The organism is Actinomadura citrea (assembly GCF_013409045.1).
GTDB classification, from domain to species: Bacteria; Actinomycetota; Actinomycetes; order Streptosporangiales; family Streptosporangiaceae; genus Spirillospora; species Spirillospora citrea.
On the sequence record NZ_JACCBT010000001.1, the window covers coordinates 4,184,112 to 4,198,360 of the forward strand.

The following is a 14,249-nucleotide window of genomic DNA, read 5'->3' on the forward strand; positions in this document are numbered from 1 at the left end:
CCGATGGCGGGGCGGCGACCGGGCGGCGGGGCCCGATCGGCGGGTCCGGTCCCGCACGGCGGGGCCGGATCCACGTAGGCTTTCGTACGGGGTTGTGCCGGATCGAGGGGGACATGTTGTCCAAACCAGTGCTGCTGACGGTCGACGACGACCCGGGTGTGTCCCGGGCCGTGGCGCGGGACCTGCGCCGCCGGTACGCCGAGGCGTACCGGATCGTGCGCGCCGAGTCGGGCGGGCAAGCCCTGGACGCGCTGAGCGAACTGCGGCTGCGCGGCGACGACACGGCCGTGCTGCTCGCCGACTACCGGATGCCCGGGATGGACGGCGTGGAGTTCCTGGAACGCGCCATGGACCTGTTCCCGTTCGCGCGGCGGGTCCTGCTCACCGCCTACGCCGACACGGACGCGGCGATCCGCGCGATCAACGACGTCGACCTCGACCACTACATGCTGAAGCCGTGGAACCCGCCGGAGGAGAAGTTCTACCCGGTGATCGACGAGCAGCTGGACGCCTGGGCGCGCGTCGACCGGCGCCCGCCGGGCGAGCTGCGGGTGGTGGGGCACCGCTGGTCGGCCCGCTGCTACGAGGTCCGCGACTTCCTGGCCCGCCACCAGGTGCCCTACACCTGGCTGATGGACGGCGACCCCGAGGGCGCCCAGCTGCTCGCGGCGGCCGCGTGCCCGGAGCTGCCGCTGATCGTGACCGCGGACGGGGCGACGCTGTCGGCCCCGTCCGACGCCGAGCTGGTCGCCGCGGTCGGGCTGCCGAGCACCCCGTCCACCGGCTTCTACGACCTGATCGTCGTCGGCGGGGGCCCGTCCGGGCTCGGCGCGGCCGTGTACGGCGCGTCCGAGGGCCTGAAGACGGTGGTCGTGGAGCGCCGCGCCCTCGGCGGCCAGGCAGGGCAGAGCTCCCGCATCGAGAACTACCTCGGCTTCCCCGACGGGGTGAGCGGCGCGCAGCTCGCCGACCGGGCCCGCCGCCAGGCCGACCGGTTCGGCGCCGAGCTGCTGCAGGCCGGCGAGGTGACCGCGCTGGAGTCGCGGGGCACGGCCCGGGTGGCGCGGCTGTCGGACGGCACCGAGATCGCCGCGCACGCCGTCATCCTCGCCACCGGCGTCTCCTACCGGCGCCTCAACGCGCAGGGCGTGGACGACTTCGTCGGGCGCGGCGTGTACTACGGTGCCGCGCTCACCGAGGCGCCGTCCTGCAAGGACGAGGAGGTCGCCGTCGTCGGCGGCGCCAACTCCGCGGGCCAGGCGGCCGTGCACCTGGCCAAGTACGCCAGGAAGGTGCACATCATCGTCCGGGCCGACGACCTGGAGAAGTCGATGTCGCACTACCTGGTCGAGCAGATCGCGGCGACGCCCAACATCGAGGTGCACACCGGCAAGACGGTGTGCGCGGCGGAGGGCGCCGACCGGCTGGAACGGCTCACGTTCGCGTGGCCGGGCGGCAAGAAGACCATCGACGCGCACTGGCTGTTCGTGTTCATCGGCGCGGAACCGGGCACGGAGTGGCTGGACGGCTTCGTGGAGCGCGACGTGCGCGGGTACGTCCTGACCGGGCCCGACCTCGTCGGCGGCGGCCGCCGCCCCGCCGGGTGGCCGCTCGCCCGCCAGCCCTACCACCTGGAGACCAGCGTCCCCGGGGTGTTCGCGGCGGGCGACGTCCGCTCGGAGTCGATGAAGCGGGTGGCGTCCGCGGTCGGCGACGGCGCGATGGCCGTCGCGTTGGTCCATCGTTACCTGGAGCAGGCATGAACACGGCGTCACCGGAGCAGCTGCGGGAGCTGTTCCTCTTCGAGGACCTGGACGACGAGAAGCTCGGCTGGCTGTCGGCCTGCGGGACGGTCGCGGACTACCCCGAGGACGGGATCATCTGCGCCCAGGGCGATGCCGCCGAGTTCCTCTACGTGCTGCTCGACGGCGAGATGGTGATGACCCAGAACGTCCGGGGCCACGTGGCGCAGGTCAGCCGGACCGACCGTCCCGGCACCTACGGCGGGGCCGTGCAGGCCTACCTGGGCGACAAGATCGAGCAGAGGTACCAGCACTCATTGCGCGCGACGCGCCCCTCGAAGCTCTTCGTGCTGCCGGCGCGCAAGTTCGCCAAGATGGTCCGCAAGTGGTTCCCGATGGCCACGCACCTGCTGGAGGGCATCTTCTTCGGGATGACCAACGCGCGGCGGGTCGTCGACCAGCGCGAGCGCCTCACCGCGCTCGGCACCATCACCGCGGGCCTCACGCACGAGCTGAACAATCCGGCCGCCGCCGCGGCACGGGCCAGCGCCGAGCTCGGCGACCGGCTGATCGGCGCGCAGAAGAGCCTGGCCGGCCTCGCCGCGCAGGGCGTCGACTGCACCCATCTGAGCGCGCTCGTGGCGCTGCGCCCGGCGCTGCCCGCCGCGCCGGGCGGGCGCCGCAGCCCGCTGGAGGTCAGCGACGCGGAGGACGAGCTGGGCGACTGGCTGGAGGAACACGGCGTCGACGACGCCTGGGACCTCGCGCCCGGCCTGGTGGCCGCCGGGATCGGCATCGAGCAGGCCGGGGAGGTCGAGCAGGCGGCGGGCGGCCACCTGCCGGCCGCGATGCGCTGGCTGGCCGAAGTGCTGGAGGTGACCCAGCTCCAGGCGGAGATCTCCGAGGCGATGGGCCGCATCACCGCGCTACTGGACTCGGCCCGCCAGTACTCCCAGCTCGACCGCGCGCCCTACCAGCGCACCGACCTGCGCGAGCTGCTGGACAGCACGCTCACCATGCTGAAGCGCAAGTTCGGGGACGGCGTGATGGTCAAGACCGTCTATGACGAGACGCTGCCGCCCGTCCCGGTCTACGCGGCCGAGCTGAACCAGGTGTGGACGAACCTGATCGTCAACGCGCTCTACGCGATGCAGGGCAGCGGCACGCTGACGATCCGCACCGCCCGCGAGAACGACTACGCGATGGTGGAGATCGCCGACACCGGGACCGGCATCCCCGAGGAGGACCTCGACCGGATCTTCACGCCGTTCTTCACCACCAAGCCGGTGGGGCAGGGCACCGGGCTCGGCCTCGACATCTCCTGGCGCATCGTCGCGGACCGGCACGGCGGCGACATCCGGGTGCAGTCGCTGCCCGGCGACACCCGGTTCCAGGTCCTGCTCCCGCTCACCGAGCCCGCCGAGGAGCCCGCCGAGGAGCCCCCTCAGTAGGACTGGAGCTCCAGCAGGTTCCCGCCGGGGTCGCGCAGATGGGCGGTGCGCAGCCCCGGTCCCCACTCGGGTCGGTCCCGCGGCCCGGCGACCTGGACGGCGCCGAGCCCGCGGAGCGTCCCGGCCGCGGCGGCCACGTCGTCCACGCGGAACACCAGCATCGAGCCGTCCTGCCCGGACGGCGCGGGCAGGTCCGCGGTGCCGGTGGCCTTCGCCATCCGGGAGCGCCCCATCACGACCAGCACGGCCTCGCCCCGCAGGTCCCAGTTCGCGTACTCGGCCTCCGGGATCAGCTTGACCGGCTCGATCCCGAGCAGCGCGCGCAGCGCCGCCTCGTAGAAGCCCGCGCAGGCGCGGAAGTCGTCCACCAGAAGGCGCGGATACAGCGCGTCCATGCCGTCCCCCATTCGTGGGTGCTCACCAATGATTGGGGTAACCCTACAATAGGCGGATGGACGAGACCGCCGGCCCGCTGCCGCCCCGCCTGCTCGGGATCACCACGTTCGTGCTCGCCCAGGTCGGGCGGGCCGGACGGGCGCGGATGGGCCGCATGATGGACGAGCACGGCCTCGGCCTCTGGCACTTCGCCGTCCTGTCCGCGCTGGACGACGCCGCGCCCGCCTCGCAGCGCGACCTGGGAGTCCGGCTGCGCATCGACCCGAGCGACCTCGTCGAGGTCGTGGGCCGGCTGGAGGGGGCCGGGCTCGTCCGCCGCGAGCGCGACCCGGCCGACCGCCGCCGCTATGTGGTCGAGCTGACCGCCGAGGGCCGCGCGGAGCTGGACGAGGTCACCCGGCGCGCGGCCGGGCTGGACGCGGAGCTGCTGGCGCCGCTCACCCCGGACGACCGGGCCGCCTTCGAGCGCATCGCCCGCGTCCTGCTCGCCCACCACGATCCGCGGGCGCGGCCGGGGCGCGCGAAGGCCCCGGCGCCGCCGAGCGCGCCGGGGCCGGGGGACGGGCGGCCTAGTCGAACAGGTCGGGCTGCTCGCGGGTGATCTGGTCGTAGAGGGGCTGGTAGTTGATCCAGCCGACCAGGTCGTTGCCGATCTGCTCGTGGGTCAGGGCGGCGTTGTCGTGCTCGATCGGGACGACCTGCCCCGCGGCCTTGGCCAGCAGCTGCACCTGGCACGAGCGTTCCATCGTGATGAACCACCAGGCGGCGGCGTCCACGGTGTCGCCCACGGTGAGCAGGCCGTGGTTGCGCAGGATGACGGCCTTGTGGCCGCCGAGGGCGGCCGCGATGCGCTTGCCCTCCTCCAGGTCGGTGACCACGCCGGTGTAGTCGTCGAACAGGCCGTGGTCCTCGTAGAACGCGCACACGTCCTGAGTGATCGGCTCCAGCTTCTGGCCGAGCGCCGAGATCGCCCGCCCATGGGTGGAGTGGCTGTGCGCGGCGGCCACCACGTCCGGGCGCGCCTGGTGCACCTGCGAGTGGATCGCGAACGCCGCCTCGTTGACCGGGTAGCGGCCCTCGACGACCTTGCCCTCGTGGTTCACCAGGATCAGGTCGCTGACCCGGATGTGCTTGAACGACATGCCGAACGGGTTCACCCAGAAATGGTCGGTGCGCTCGGGGTCGCGGGCGGTGATGTGCCCGGCCACGCCCTCCTCGAAGCCGAACTTGCCGAAGATGCGCAGCGCGGCGGTGAGGCGCTCCTTGCGGTGCCGGCGCTCGTCCGCGACGTCGTCGAACGTGGGCGGCAACCGGAAGATCAGGTCGGTCGGCAGCTTCTCCAGGAACTCTTCCTCGTCGGACATCGCGCACTCCTCGGGCTCGTCTCCCGACCACCGAACACCATGGTCCGGTCTCCCGGCTAGACCGGCGGCGCCCAATGCCCGCACGCCCCGTTGTCCGGAGGGGACAACGAGGACGCACAATGGGTGGATGGAGCCCAGCGCAGGCGACCGGTTCCTGCGGTTGCTGATCGAGCACACCGACGATCCGGTGCTGCTGGAGACGACGGTCCGCGCCGCCCGCGGCCGGTCGGAGCTGGTGGCCGCGCTGCCGGAGGAGGAGACCAGGCGGCACACGCGTGCCCTGGTCCACGGGGTGCTCGCCGCGCTGGAGGACGGCGAGCCGGGCGAGGAGGTCCTCGCGGCGGCGGAGCGGCTCGGCTCGGACCGGGCCCGGCAGGGCGTGCCCGTCGCGGCGTTCCTGGACGGTTTCCAGGCGGGACGCGCCCACCTCGTCCGGGCGCTCGTCGCCGACGGCCGCCGGATGGGCGTCCCGGACGCGGCGCTGCTGGACGGCGTGACCCGCATCGATGAGATCACCACCGCGCTGGTGCAGCGGATGGTCCACGCGCACCGGGTCGCCGAGCTGGAGATGGCGCGGACCGTCCGCGAGGGGCGCCTCCAGATGCTCCGGCAGCTGCTGCACGGCGAGTCCGTCCCCGTGCTCGCGCCGCTCGACCCCCACGCCGCCTACCACTGCGTGGTCTCCGACGTCAGCGACCCGGCCGTGGCGGGACGGCTGGAGTCGGCGCTCACCGCCGCCGGGCCGGGACTGTGCGGGCTCGTCGACGGGCGGCTCGCGGCCCTCGTCGCCCGGCTGCCCGGCCCGCGGGCCCCGGCCACCGGGTCACCAGGCCCGCTGCTGGTGGCCGCCCCGCCCGCGCGTCCCGGCGAGATCGCCCCGATGTACGCGCTCGGGCGGCGGGCGCTGCGGGCGGGCGCCGCCGCCGGGCTCACCGGGGTGCGGGAGCTGGCCGACCTCGCGCTGCTCACCGCCACCGAGGCCGAGCCGGAACTCGGCGGCCTGCTCGCCGCTGCGCTTCTGACGGGCCTCGACCCCGGCGAGCCGTTCCACCGGGAACTGGCCGAGACCGCGCTGGCCTACCTCGACCACGGCGGCCGGATCGAGCCGACGGCCGCGGCGCTGCACGTCCACGGCAACACCGTGAAGTACCGGATCCGCCGCTTCCAGGAGCTGGCCGGGCGGCCGCTGCTCGACCCCGGCGCGGGCGCGGCCGTGTCGCGCACCGCGAACTGGTGGTGGGCCCTGCACCGGTGGCTTGCCCGGTCCGGTGCGTGAACCACCGTGGCGGCATGTATCTATGGGTGGAGGCGTTCCGCGGGGGACGCGGGAGAGGACGGAGGAGCCGGTGACCGCACCGAGGATCGGCGCCGTGATGTGGCCCATGCAGTCCTGGCCCGGGGCCGGGGAGCTGTGGCGGCGTGCCGAGGACCTCGGGTTCCGGCACGCATGGGTGTACGACCACATCGCCTGGCGCGGCACGACGCCCTGGTACGACGCCTACACCACGCTCGCCGCCGCGGCGGCGGTCACCTCCCGCGTCCGCGTCGGCACGCTGGTGACCTCGCCTAACTTCCGGCATCCCGTCCCGACAGCGCACGCGATCAAGACGATCGACCACGTGAGCGGCGGGCGCCTGACCGTCGGCGCCGGGGCGGGCGGCACGCGCCGCGCGTCCGACGCCGGGATCCTCGGCGGCGACTGGAGCCCGGACGAGCGCGCCTCCCGCTTCGCCGAGTGGGTGGAACTGCTGGACCGCCTGCTGACCGACCCCGAGACCTCTTTCGAGGGGAAGTACTACACCGCGCGCGAGGTCGTGCAGGAACCGGGCTGCGTCCAGCGCCCCCGAGTGCCGCTCGTCATCGCGGGGAACGGGCCGCGCGGGATGCGGGTCGCGGCCCGGCACGGGACCGGCTGGGTGACCAGCGCCCACGGCGAGGGAGACGAGCCGTACGGCATCGTCCGCTCCCGGCTGGAGGCCCTGCGCGCCGCGTGCGACGCCGAGGGCCGCCGCCTCGACGACCTCATTCTCCTGACCGGCTTCAACGAGGAGCCCTGGCTGGAGTCGACCGGCGCGTTCGCCGACCTGGCCGGCCGCTACGCCGAACTCGGCATCACCGAGATCGCGCTGCACTGGCCCCGCCCCGGCTCGCCGTTCGAGGCGGACATGACGGTCTTCGAGGCGATCGCCGCCGAGCACGGCGAGGCGCTCTGATGCCGTTCGTCCTGCTCGGCCTCGCCATCGCCTTCGAGGTGACGGCGACGCTGGCGATGCGCGCCTCCGACGGCTTCACCCGGCTGGGGCCGTCGCTGATCGTGGTGGCCGGGTACCTGATCTCCTTCGTCTTCATGGCCAGGGCGCTGACGTCGCTGAACGTCGGGCCCGTCTACGCCATCTGGTCCGCGCTCGGCACGATCGGCGCGTTCGCGGGCGGCGTGCTGCTGTTCGACGAGCCGGTCAAACCGGTGACCATCGCCGGCGCCGCCATCATCGTGCTCGGCGTCATCGTGATGAACCTGGGCGGCGGCGTCCACCAGGGCTGATCCGGCCGGCTCAGGCGGAGGCCTCGGCCAGCGTGGAGACGCGCTGCTGCTCCAGCTGGCCGCCGATCAGCTCGGTCGGCGTGCAGCCCGAAAGCGTGCGGAAGTCCCGGTTGAGATGGGCCTGGTCGTAGTAGCCGCAGGCGAACGCGGCCTCGGCGAGCCCGGCGCCGCCGAGGAGCAGCCCGACGGCGCGCTGGAAGCGCAGCACCCGTGCCATCACCTTGGGCGGCAGCCCGGCCTGCTCCCGGAACCGGTGGGTCAGGTGCTTGCGGCTCCAGCCGACGTCGGCGGCGATGTCGGCGACCGGCAAGGCGGGGTTCCCGTTCAGCAGCCGCCACGCCCGGGCCACCTCCCGGTCGGGGACCGGACCGGCGTCGAGGCGGTGCAGCAGGAAGGCGTCCAGGATGGCGAACCGCGCGCCCCAGGTCCGCGCGTCGCCGAGCCGCTCGACCAGCGTCCCCGCCTCCCGGCCGAGCAGGTCGGGCAGGTCGGCGGCGGCGTTGGTGAGCCGCGCCATCGGGACGCCGAGCAGTGTGTAGGCGCCGAGCGGGGTGACGTCGAGCTGGATGCCGCGCTGCCCGCCGGGGCTGAGGTACATGCCGTGCCCGTCGTGCATCCCCGCGACGAACGACCCGTACGCGCGGTCGCGCACCCCCGGGTCGGGGACCTCCAGGTGGAGCGGGGGGCCCAGGTTGAGGATCACCACGGTGGTGCGGGTGGGCAGGGTCCGCATCCGGGACGGCACGGCCTCCGTCTCCCAGTAGCCGTCGTAGGCGCGCAGGAACGGGCGCAGCGCGGGATGGGGGCGGCCCCGTGCCAGGCACCAGCCTCCCCGGTCGCTGAACTCGACCGGCCTGTCGGTCATGGTGCCAGTCCTACCACGTCAGGGTGACAGGGCGGACTATTCGTATATCTGCCCGCACACGGCGATCCGGGCGAGATCGGTCCAGCTCATCGTGATGATCGTGCGGACGTAGGAGCGCGCCGGCGACTCGCCGGGCCCCGCCGGCAGCGGGACGCGGGCGCCGTCGGCCGCGTCCCACCCGCCGAGGCTGCCCGCCACCGCGCACTCCAGGTACGTCGCGGGGTCGAAGTTGTACCAGCGGGCCGGGGTGGCGCGGGCGCCCGAGCCGGGCGGCCGGGGGGCCTCCACGCCGAACCGGGCCCGCGGGCCCGGGGGAGCGGCCAGGAAGTCCTCCAGGTCGGCGATCTGGGAGAGCAGGACCCGCTCCCAGTCGGCGTACCCGTCCGGCTCGTCGCCGGGCAGTGACAGGTCCTTGCCGCTCCAGGCGGCGTCGAAGGCGGGGGGCGGCGTGGCGGCGGCCGCCGCGAACATCGCCGCCACGTCGTCGGGCTCCAGCCGCGCCTGGCCGGCGAGCGCGGCGCCGACCTTCCACAGCGAGCGCAGGAACGCCGACAGCGACCACGAGGCCGCCCTCGCCTCCTGACCGAGCTGCAGGAACACCAGGTACAGGTCGCGGTTGGTGCGCACGGCGGGGCCCGGCGGGCCGTCCACCCAGTACGTCTGCCGGTGCCGGACGCCGCTCTCCAAGGCCATGACCTGGGCCAGCGCGGAGACCCGGGAGTCGTGCACCGCGACGCGGAAGACGTTGCCGAGATCGTCCCGCCGCATGACGTCCCAGGTGTGCATCCGGTTCCTCCAGGGTCGGTGCGGTGATCCACGCCCCTGTCCGGAAGTGTCCCATTCCGGGATCAGGCCGCCAGTAGCGGCGGCATCACTTTCCGGACTCGAAGTCGTGCCTTTCCCCTCATGCAGTACGCACCGAGATGAGGTAGGGGCCCGGCGGCCGGGCCCCTACCGGACGTGCTCAGCCCTTCGAGCGGTGGATCACCTGGAGCTCGGTGAACCCGTACAGCCCCCACGGGCCGTTCTCCACGCCGACGCCGCTCCACTTGAACCCGCCGAACGGCTGGTTGGGGGCGAGGGCCAGGTGGGTGTTGACCCACGCGGTGCCGCACTCCAGCCGCCCGGCGACCTCAGCGGCCCGGTCGGCGTCGGCGCCCCACACCGATCCGGACAGCCCGAAGTGGGTGCCGTTGGCGCGCGCGACCGCGTCCTCCAGGTCGGTGTACTTGACGATGGGCAGTGCGGGGCCGAACTGCTCCTCGTCCACGATCCGGGTGCCGTCGGAGACGTCGGCGAGGATCGTCGGCTCGAAGAAGTAGCCGGGACCGTCGATCGGCCTGCCGCCCGCCGCCGCGCGGGCGCCGCCCGCGAGCGCGTCGGCGACCAGCTCGCCGACCCGCTCGTACTGCGGCCGGTTGTTGATCGGCCCGTACTGGACGCCCTCGTCCATCCCGTTGCCGACCCGCGCGGCCCTGGCCCGTTCGGCGAGCGCGTCCACCACGTCCCCGTAGAGCGCCTCCGGGACGTACACGCGCTTGATCGCCGAGCAGACCTGCCCGTTGTTCTGGAACGCGGCGCCGAACAGCCGGTCGGCGACCGCGGCCGGGTCGGCGTCGTCGAGCAGGATCGCCGGGTCGTTGCCGCCGAGCTCCAGCGTGACGCGCTTCAGGTCGGGCGCCGCGGCGGCGGCGACGCGCTTGCCGGTCGCGACGCTGCCGGTGAAGCTGATCTTGCGGGGCACCTCGTGCCCGGTCATCCAGGCGCCGAGCTCGTCGCCGCCGGTGACGACGTTCAGCACGCCGGGCGGCAGGACGTCGCGCAGCACCTCGCCGAGCTTCAGGCTGGACAGCGGGGTGAACGGGGACGGTTTGAGGACCATCGTGTTGCCCGCGAGCAGCGCCGGGGCGAGCTTCCAGACGGCCAGGAGCAGCGGGTAGTTCCACGGGGTGATCGCGGCGACCACGCCCATGGGGCGGCGCACGACCTCGACCTGCGCGCGGGCGTCGTCCTGGATGACCTCGCGGGGCAGTTCGAGGTCGGCGAAGTACTTCAGCCACACGCCCGCGCCGACGACCTCCATGGTCGCGTCGGCCAGGGGCTTGCCCTGCTCCAGTGTGAGGATCCGGCCGATCTCCTCGGACCTGGCGAACATGACCTCGGCCGCCGCGAGCAGCGCCTTGCGGCGCGCGGCCTCGTCGCGGCGCCAGTCGGCGAAGGCGGCCTGAGCCGAGGTCATCGCCGCGTCGAGCTGCTCCCGGGACGCGTCGGGCGCCTGCTCGGCCACCTCGCCGGTCGCCGGATCGATCACGCCGAAGGCGCCGGGCGCCGTCACGGCCCGGCCGTCGATGGTCATCGAGAAGTTCTCGGACACGTTGGTCCTCCGCTCACGGGGTTACCGAACGAGATTCAGTATTCACCCTCACCGCCTTCCTGACGAGCGACCCGAGCGCCCCGGCGGAAGAAGGGGGCGACCGAGGGCCAGTGGGAGGGCTCGTCGTGGTGAGGGCGCCGCCCACTCCGTCGAGGACCCGCGAGCGCGGGACCCGGGGCCGCGAGGTGGTCTCCCGCTTCCTGGACGGCTGATGCCGGACGCAGGCGGGCGCCCCCGCGATCCCGCGGGGGCGCCCGTTGCGACGGATCAGGCGGCGAAGATGCGATCCAGGAGGTCGCGGTAGCCGCGCAGCGCCAGCCGGAGGCGCTCGGTGTCGGCGGGCTCGCCGCCGTCGAGCGCCCCGGTGAGCGAGCGCCGGTGCGCGGCGAGCGCGCGCCCGAGGGCGTCGACCGCCTCGGAGGCGAGACCGTCCGCCTTGCGCACCGACTCGCCGGGGTCGTCGACGAAGGCGGCCTGGACCTCGTGCCACCGCTCCCGGAACCGCTCGGCCTCGGCCGCGGCGATCAGCTTCTCCTGAACGCCGCCGGATGCGGCGCCCGGGGTCGCCCCCGGGGTCGCGCCCGGGGTCGCGCCCGGGGTCGCGCCCGGAGCGGCGCCCGGGGTCGCGCCCGGCTTCTGGGGGGCGGCGTGCTTGGGCTCGGTGCCCTGCACGGGGGTCCCGACCGGGTCGGTGTCCCGGGTGGACGCCTTGGCCTGGTTGGCCTCCTGGCTCGGGGTCTTGATCGTGCCCGCGTCCCTGACGGGGGTCTTGGCACGGTCCGTGCCGCGGTGGGCCGGGACCGGGTCCGGGACCGTGTCGGGCACGGTCTCCGGCGCCTGTGTCCCGGGGGCGGTCGGGCCGGGGCCGGCGACGTGGCGGTCGTCGGTCATCCCGGGCTCCGCCGTTCCCGCGTCGCGGGCGCGCTCGCCGGTGAGCGGCCCGGTGGCCGCGGGCGTTCCGGTCTCGGGTCGCCTGTGCTCCATCGGGTCAGCTCCTCATGGTTCGGTCGTCGCCGCGGTGCCCGGTGGCCGGGCCGGTGGCCGGGCCGGTGGGGGCGGCGGCGTGCTTGCCGGCGTGTTCGTCGGTGTGCTCTGCGGCGCGCCGCTCGGCATGCTGATCGTTCTGCGGAGTGGCGTGCTGCGCGGGGTCCTGCGCGGTGTGCTCCTCGCCCTTGCCGCGGTGAGCCTCGCCGTGCGGGGCGAGCAGCTCCTCGAACAGGGCGCGGTAGTGCACCATGGCCTGGCGCAGGTCCTCGGTGGACGCCTCCTTGGTCGTGGCCTTCCCGCTGATGGTGTGGGCCCGCCGGTAGTGCTCCAGCGTGCGGCCGTGCTCGACGGACAGGTGGGCCGCCTTCTCCTCGAAGCCGTGCGTCGGGTAGCCCCGCTCGCCCATCACCACCGTGACGAGCTGGTCGGCCTGCTCGACCGCCGCCTCGGGGGCGTCGACGAAGCGTTCCTGGACGCGGATCCACTGCTCGCGGTACTCCTCGCGGCGCCCGGGGTCGAGGTCGCGCAGCTCCAGCTCCTCGTGGCGCTGCTCGCGGGAGCGCAGCTCCCGCTCGGCGGCCGCGCGGCCGCCCTGGCGCTCCAGGACCCGGTCGTACTCGGGGCCGAACCGCCGCCTGAGCCGCGCCGTGCGGGACCGGGTCATGGCGAGGTACCCGGCCGCGGCGAGAACGGCGACGACCACCAGGGCGACGACGACCCAAATCGCGGTCGACATTGTTTCCTCCAACGTGCTGTCGGATCGAATGAGACGGCGATGCCCAGCCCAAGGCGTTCAAAACGAACCACCATAAAACGGTACGGATTTCCTGCGGTCTCTCCGGCGCCCGTGTTCTGATTGGGGCGCTACCGGAATCCCGCGCCCCGCGGCGGGCGCGTTCGAATGGATGTGATGCGCGGTGCGCCACGCGTTCGGCTTAGTCCTCGGGGTCCTGCTGACCCCCGCGCTGGTGTACGGCGCGGCCTGGGGGTACGTCCAGGCGGGCCAGTCCTTCGACGGCACCGGGCAGGAGATCACCGACCGCACGCGCATCTACGGCGCGTTCGCGCTGCTCGCCGCCGTGGGCCTGGTGATGGGCGTGATCATCGTCGCGCGGTGGGCGTCGCCGCTGGTCTCGCTGGTGCCGGCGCTGGCGCTGCTCGGCGCGTCCGCCTACTTCCTGGTCGACCCCGGCCGCGCCCTCGACCTGCCCGGCCGGGTGCCGCCGGCCGGCGACATGGACTTCGGCCTGCGCATGCTGCTCGGGTCCGGCGTGTACGGGATGATGGGGCTCGCGCTGCTGATGCCCGCCTGGGCGCCGCGGCGCTGGGGGTCGGGCCGCCGGGACGAGCGCGCCGACGCGGACTTCTACTCCGCCGTGGGACGCTGACGGGCCGGGCCTCCGCGCGAGGCCCGGCCCGCGTCACGGCGTCCGGTCAGGTCCGGCAGAAGCGATCAGCCCTGCTTCGCGTTGACGACGAAGTGCGTCGTGTAGGTCTCGGTCAGGTCGATCTGGCCCTTCTTCTCCGCGACCTCGGGGGAGAACTGCGCCAGCACCTTCAGGACGTTCTCGGCGGCGTCCGGCTTCATCACGCCGTCCCCGTTGAACATGCTGATCGAGTCGCCGACCGCCTTCTCGTACAGCGCCGGATCGCCGCCCGCGTAGTCCTTCGGCATTTTCGCGGCGATCTCCGCCGGCTTGTGCTGCTTGATCCAGCCGAGCGTCTTGACGAAGGCGTTGGCGAGCTTCTGCACGGTCCCGCCGTGCGACTTCACGTACGCGCAGTCCATGTAGAGCGAGCTGGACGGGTAGAGCCCGCCGAGCGCCCGGCGGGTGCCGTCCTCGGTGCGCATCTCGACCATGACCTTGCCCTTGCCGGTGCTGACGAGCTTGGCGATGGTCGGGTCCGTCGTCATGCCGGCGTCGATGCCGCCGTTCTCCATCGTGGAGATGAACGTCTGGCCCGCGCCCGCCTTCACCGTCGTGTAGTCGGAGGTCTTGACGCCGTTGCGCACGGCCAGCGCGCGGGTGATGAAGTCGGTGGACGATCCCGGGCTGGTCACGCCGAGCTTCTTGCCCTTGAACCCGGCCGGGGAGGTCAGCGAGCCCGCCTTGGACGCCGAGACCATCTCCGCCTCGCCGGGAACGTCCGCCATCTGCACGACGCTCTGCACGCACTTGCCCTTGGTCTGCAGGTGAATGGAGTGGTCGTAGAAGCCGACGACGCCCTGGACGTCCCCGGCGATCAGCACGTTCTCGGCCTGCGCGCCGGCGGGCTCGGTGAGCAGTTGGACGTCCAGGCCCTGCTCCTTGAAGTAGCCGAGCTGCTCGGTCAGCTTGGCGGGCAGGTAGATGACCTTGTCGATCCCGCCCACCATGATCTTGACGGTGCCGCCGGAGCCGCCGTCGGCCCCGGAACGGGAGTCGCGGCAGGCGGACAGGGACGACAGGGCGGTGAGGGCGGCGAGCGCGGCTGCGCCCGCCCGGACGGAGGTGCTGGGCATGACGGTTCTCCTGGTCGTGCCGGTG

Annotated in this window: 15 protein-coding genes; 7 read left to right on the plus strand and 8 right to left on the minus strand. The window is 73.6% G+C overall.

Annotated features, from left to right (window positions below; all coding sequences use genetic code 11):
- Positions 1–113 precede the first annotated feature (113 nt).
- Together BJ999_RS19570 and BJ999_RS19575 are read left to right on the plus strand one after the other, a co-directional pair.
- Positions 114–1,763 carry an NAD(P)/FAD-dependent oxidoreductase gene (locus tag BJ999_RS19570; protein WP_179834625.1) on the plus strand — a complete coding sequence of 550 codons (1,650 nt, stop codon included), beginning with the start codon at positions 114–116 and terminating at the stop codon, positions 1,761–1,763.
- Entirely contained in the window at positions 1,760–3,193 is a 1,434-nt protein-coding gene (locus BJ999_RS19575; protein WP_179834626.1) for an ATP-binding protein, read from the plus strand. The genes BJ999_RS19570 and BJ999_RS19575 overlap by 4 nt, the downstream gene beginning before the upstream one ends.
- Here the strand turns inward: BJ999_RS19575 and BJ999_RS19580 are convergent.
- The gene (locus tag BJ999_RS19580) at positions 3,187–3,588 is read right to left on the minus strand and encodes a VOC family protein (protein WP_179834627.1); all 402 of its coding nucleotides are present in this window, start codon (positions 3,586–3,588) and stop codon (positions 3,187–3,189) included. The genes BJ999_RS19575 and BJ999_RS19580 overlap by 7 nt on opposite strands.
- Positions 3,589–3,644: 56 nt before the next feature.
- On the opposite strand from BJ999_RS19580, the gene BJ999_RS19585 reads away from it, so the two are divergent.
- On the plus strand, positions 3,645–4,190 hold the full coding sequence (locus BJ999_RS19585) for a MarR family winged helix-turn-helix transcriptional regulator (protein WP_179834628.1): 546 nt from the start codon (positions 3,645–3,647) through the stop codon (positions 4,188–4,190).
- Here BJ999_RS19585 and BJ999_RS19590 read toward each other — a convergent pair.
- A complete protein-coding gene (locus BJ999_RS19590) occupies positions 4,159–4,953 on the minus strand; it encodes a class II aldolase/adducin family protein (protein ID WP_179834629.1) in 795 nt (264 codons plus the stop codon). The two genes, BJ999_RS19585 and BJ999_RS19590, sit on opposite strands and share 32 nt — an antisense overlap.
- A 127-nt stretch (positions 4,954–5,080) precedes the next feature.
- Here BJ999_RS19590 and BJ999_RS19595 point away from each other — a divergent pair, with 127 nt between their 5' ends.
- The 3 genes from BJ999_RS19595 (at position 5,081) to BJ999_RS19605 (ending at position 7,495) form a co-directional block, all read left to right on the plus strand.
- Positions 5,081–6,229 (plus strand): helix-turn-helix domain-containing protein, encoded by a 1,149-nt coding sequence (locus tag BJ999_RS19595; protein ID WP_179834630.1) that lies wholly within the window; start codon positions 5,081–5,083, stop codon positions 6,227–6,229.
- A gap of 70 nt (positions 6,230–6,299) precedes the next feature.
- A complete protein-coding gene (locus BJ999_RS19600; RefSeq protein ID WP_229810555.1) occupies positions 6,300–7,166 on the plus strand; it encodes an LLM class flavin-dependent oxidoreductase in 867 nt (288 codons plus the stop codon).
- A complete protein-coding gene (locus BJ999_RS19605) occupies positions 7,166–7,495 on the plus strand; it encodes a DMT family transporter (RefSeq protein WP_179834632.1) in 330 nt (109 codons plus the stop codon). Before BJ999_RS19600 ends, BJ999_RS19605 begins: the two co-directional genes overlap by 1 nt.
- 10 nt (positions 7,496–7,505) lie before the next feature.
- Here BJ999_RS19605 and BJ999_RS19610 read toward each other — a convergent pair whose 3' ends face one another.
- From BJ999_RS19610 to BJ999_RS19630, 5 genes are all read right to left on the minus strand, one after another.
- The gene (locus BJ999_RS19610) at positions 7,506–8,360 is read right to left on the minus strand and encodes a helix-turn-helix domain-containing protein (RefSeq protein WP_179834633.1); all 855 of its coding nucleotides are present in this window, start codon (positions 8,358–8,360) and stop codon (positions 7,506–7,508) included.
- A 36-nt stretch (positions 8,361–8,396) separates the two neighbouring features.
- The gene (locus BJ999_RS19615; RefSeq protein ID WP_179834634.1) at positions 8,397–9,146 is read right to left on the minus strand and encodes a hypothetical protein; all 750 of its coding nucleotides are present in this window, start codon (positions 9,144–9,146) and stop codon (positions 8,397–8,399) included.
- A 178-nt stretch (positions 9,147–9,324) separates the two neighbouring features.
- On the minus strand, positions 9,325–10,734 hold the full coding sequence (locus tag BJ999_RS19620; protein WP_229810556.1) for an aldehyde dehydrogenase family protein: 1,410 nt from the start codon (positions 10,732–10,734) through the stop codon (positions 9,325–9,327).
- 267 nt (positions 10,735–11,001) lie between these two features.
- Positions 11,002–11,718: a hypothetical protein gene (locus BJ999_RS19625; protein WP_179834635.1), complete on the minus strand. Its 717-nt coding sequence runs from the start codon at positions 11,716–11,718 to the stop codon at positions 11,002–11,004.
- Positions 11,719–11,722: 4 nt separating this feature from the next.
- A complete protein-coding gene (locus tag BJ999_RS19630; RefSeq protein WP_218935137.1) occupies positions 11,723–12,457 on the minus strand; it encodes a hypothetical protein in 735 nt (244 codons plus the stop codon).
- A 181-nt stretch (positions 12,458–12,638) separates the two neighbouring features.
- On the opposite strand from BJ999_RS19630, the gene BJ999_RS19635 reads away from it, so the two are divergent.
- A complete protein-coding gene (locus BJ999_RS19635) occupies positions 12,639–13,109 on the plus strand; it encodes a hypothetical protein (protein WP_179834636.1) in 471 nt (156 codons plus the stop codon).
- A 65-nt stretch (positions 13,110–13,174) separates the two neighbouring features.
- On the opposite strand, the gene BJ999_RS19640 is transcribed toward BJ999_RS19635, so the two are convergent.
- A complete protein-coding gene (locus tag BJ999_RS19640; protein ID WP_179834637.1) occupies positions 13,175–14,224 on the minus strand; it encodes an ABC transporter substrate-binding protein in 1,050 nt (349 codons plus the stop codon).
- Positions 14,225–14,249 lie beyond the last annotated feature (25 nt).

What these genes read in the sequence shown, in the direction of transcription:
- BJ999_RS19570 (WP_179834625.1), top strand. Translation starts at nt 114, where the DNA reads ATGTTGTCCAAACCAGTGCTGCTGACGGTCGACGACGACCCGGGTGTG.
- BJ999_RS19575 (WP_179834626.1), top strand. Translation starts at nt 1,760, where the DNA reads ATGAACACGGCGTCACCGGAGCAGCTGCGGGAGCTGTTCCTCTTCGAG.
- BJ999_RS19580 (WP_179834627.1), bottom strand. Translation starts at nt 3,588, where the DNA reads ATGGACGCGCTGTATCCGCGCCTTCTGGTGGACGACTTCCGCGCCTGC.
- BJ999_RS19585 (WP_179834628.1), top strand. Translation starts at nt 3,645, where the DNA reads ATGGACGAGACCGCCGGCCCGCTGCCGCCCCGCCTGCTCGGGATCACC.
- BJ999_RS19590 (WP_179834629.1), bottom strand. Translation starts at nt 4,953, where the DNA reads ATGTCCGACGAGGAAGAGTTCCTGGAGAAGCTGCCGACCGACCTGATC.
- BJ999_RS19595 (WP_179834630.1), top strand. Translation starts at nt 5,081, where the DNA reads ATGGAGCCCAGCGCAGGCGACCGGTTCCTGCGGTTGCTGATCGAGCAC.
- BJ999_RS19605 (WP_179834632.1), top strand. Translation starts at nt 7,166, where the DNA reads ATGCCGTTCGTCCTGCTCGGCCTCGCCATCGCCTTCGAGGTGACGGCG.
- BJ999_RS19610 (WP_179834633.1), bottom strand. Translation starts at nt 8,360, where the DNA reads ATGACCGACAGGCCGGTCGAGTTCAGCGACCGGGGAGGCTGGTGCCTG.
- BJ999_RS19615 (WP_179834634.1), bottom strand. Translation starts at nt 9,146, where the DNA reads ATGCACACCTGGGACGTCATGCGGCGGGACGATCTCGGCAACGTCTTC.
- BJ999_RS19625 (WP_179834635.1), bottom strand. Translation starts at nt 11,718, where the DNA reads ATGGAGCACAGGCGACCCGAGACCGGAACGCCCGCGGCCACCGGGCCG.
- BJ999_RS19630 (WP_218935137.1), bottom strand. Translation starts at nt 12,457, where the DNA reads ATGTCGACCGCGATTTGGGTCGTCGTCGCCCTGGTGGTCGTCGCCGTT.
- BJ999_RS19640 (WP_179834637.1), bottom strand. Translation starts at nt 14,224, where the DNA reads ATGCCCAGCACCTCCGTCCGGGCGGGCGCAGCCGCGCTCGCCGCCCTC.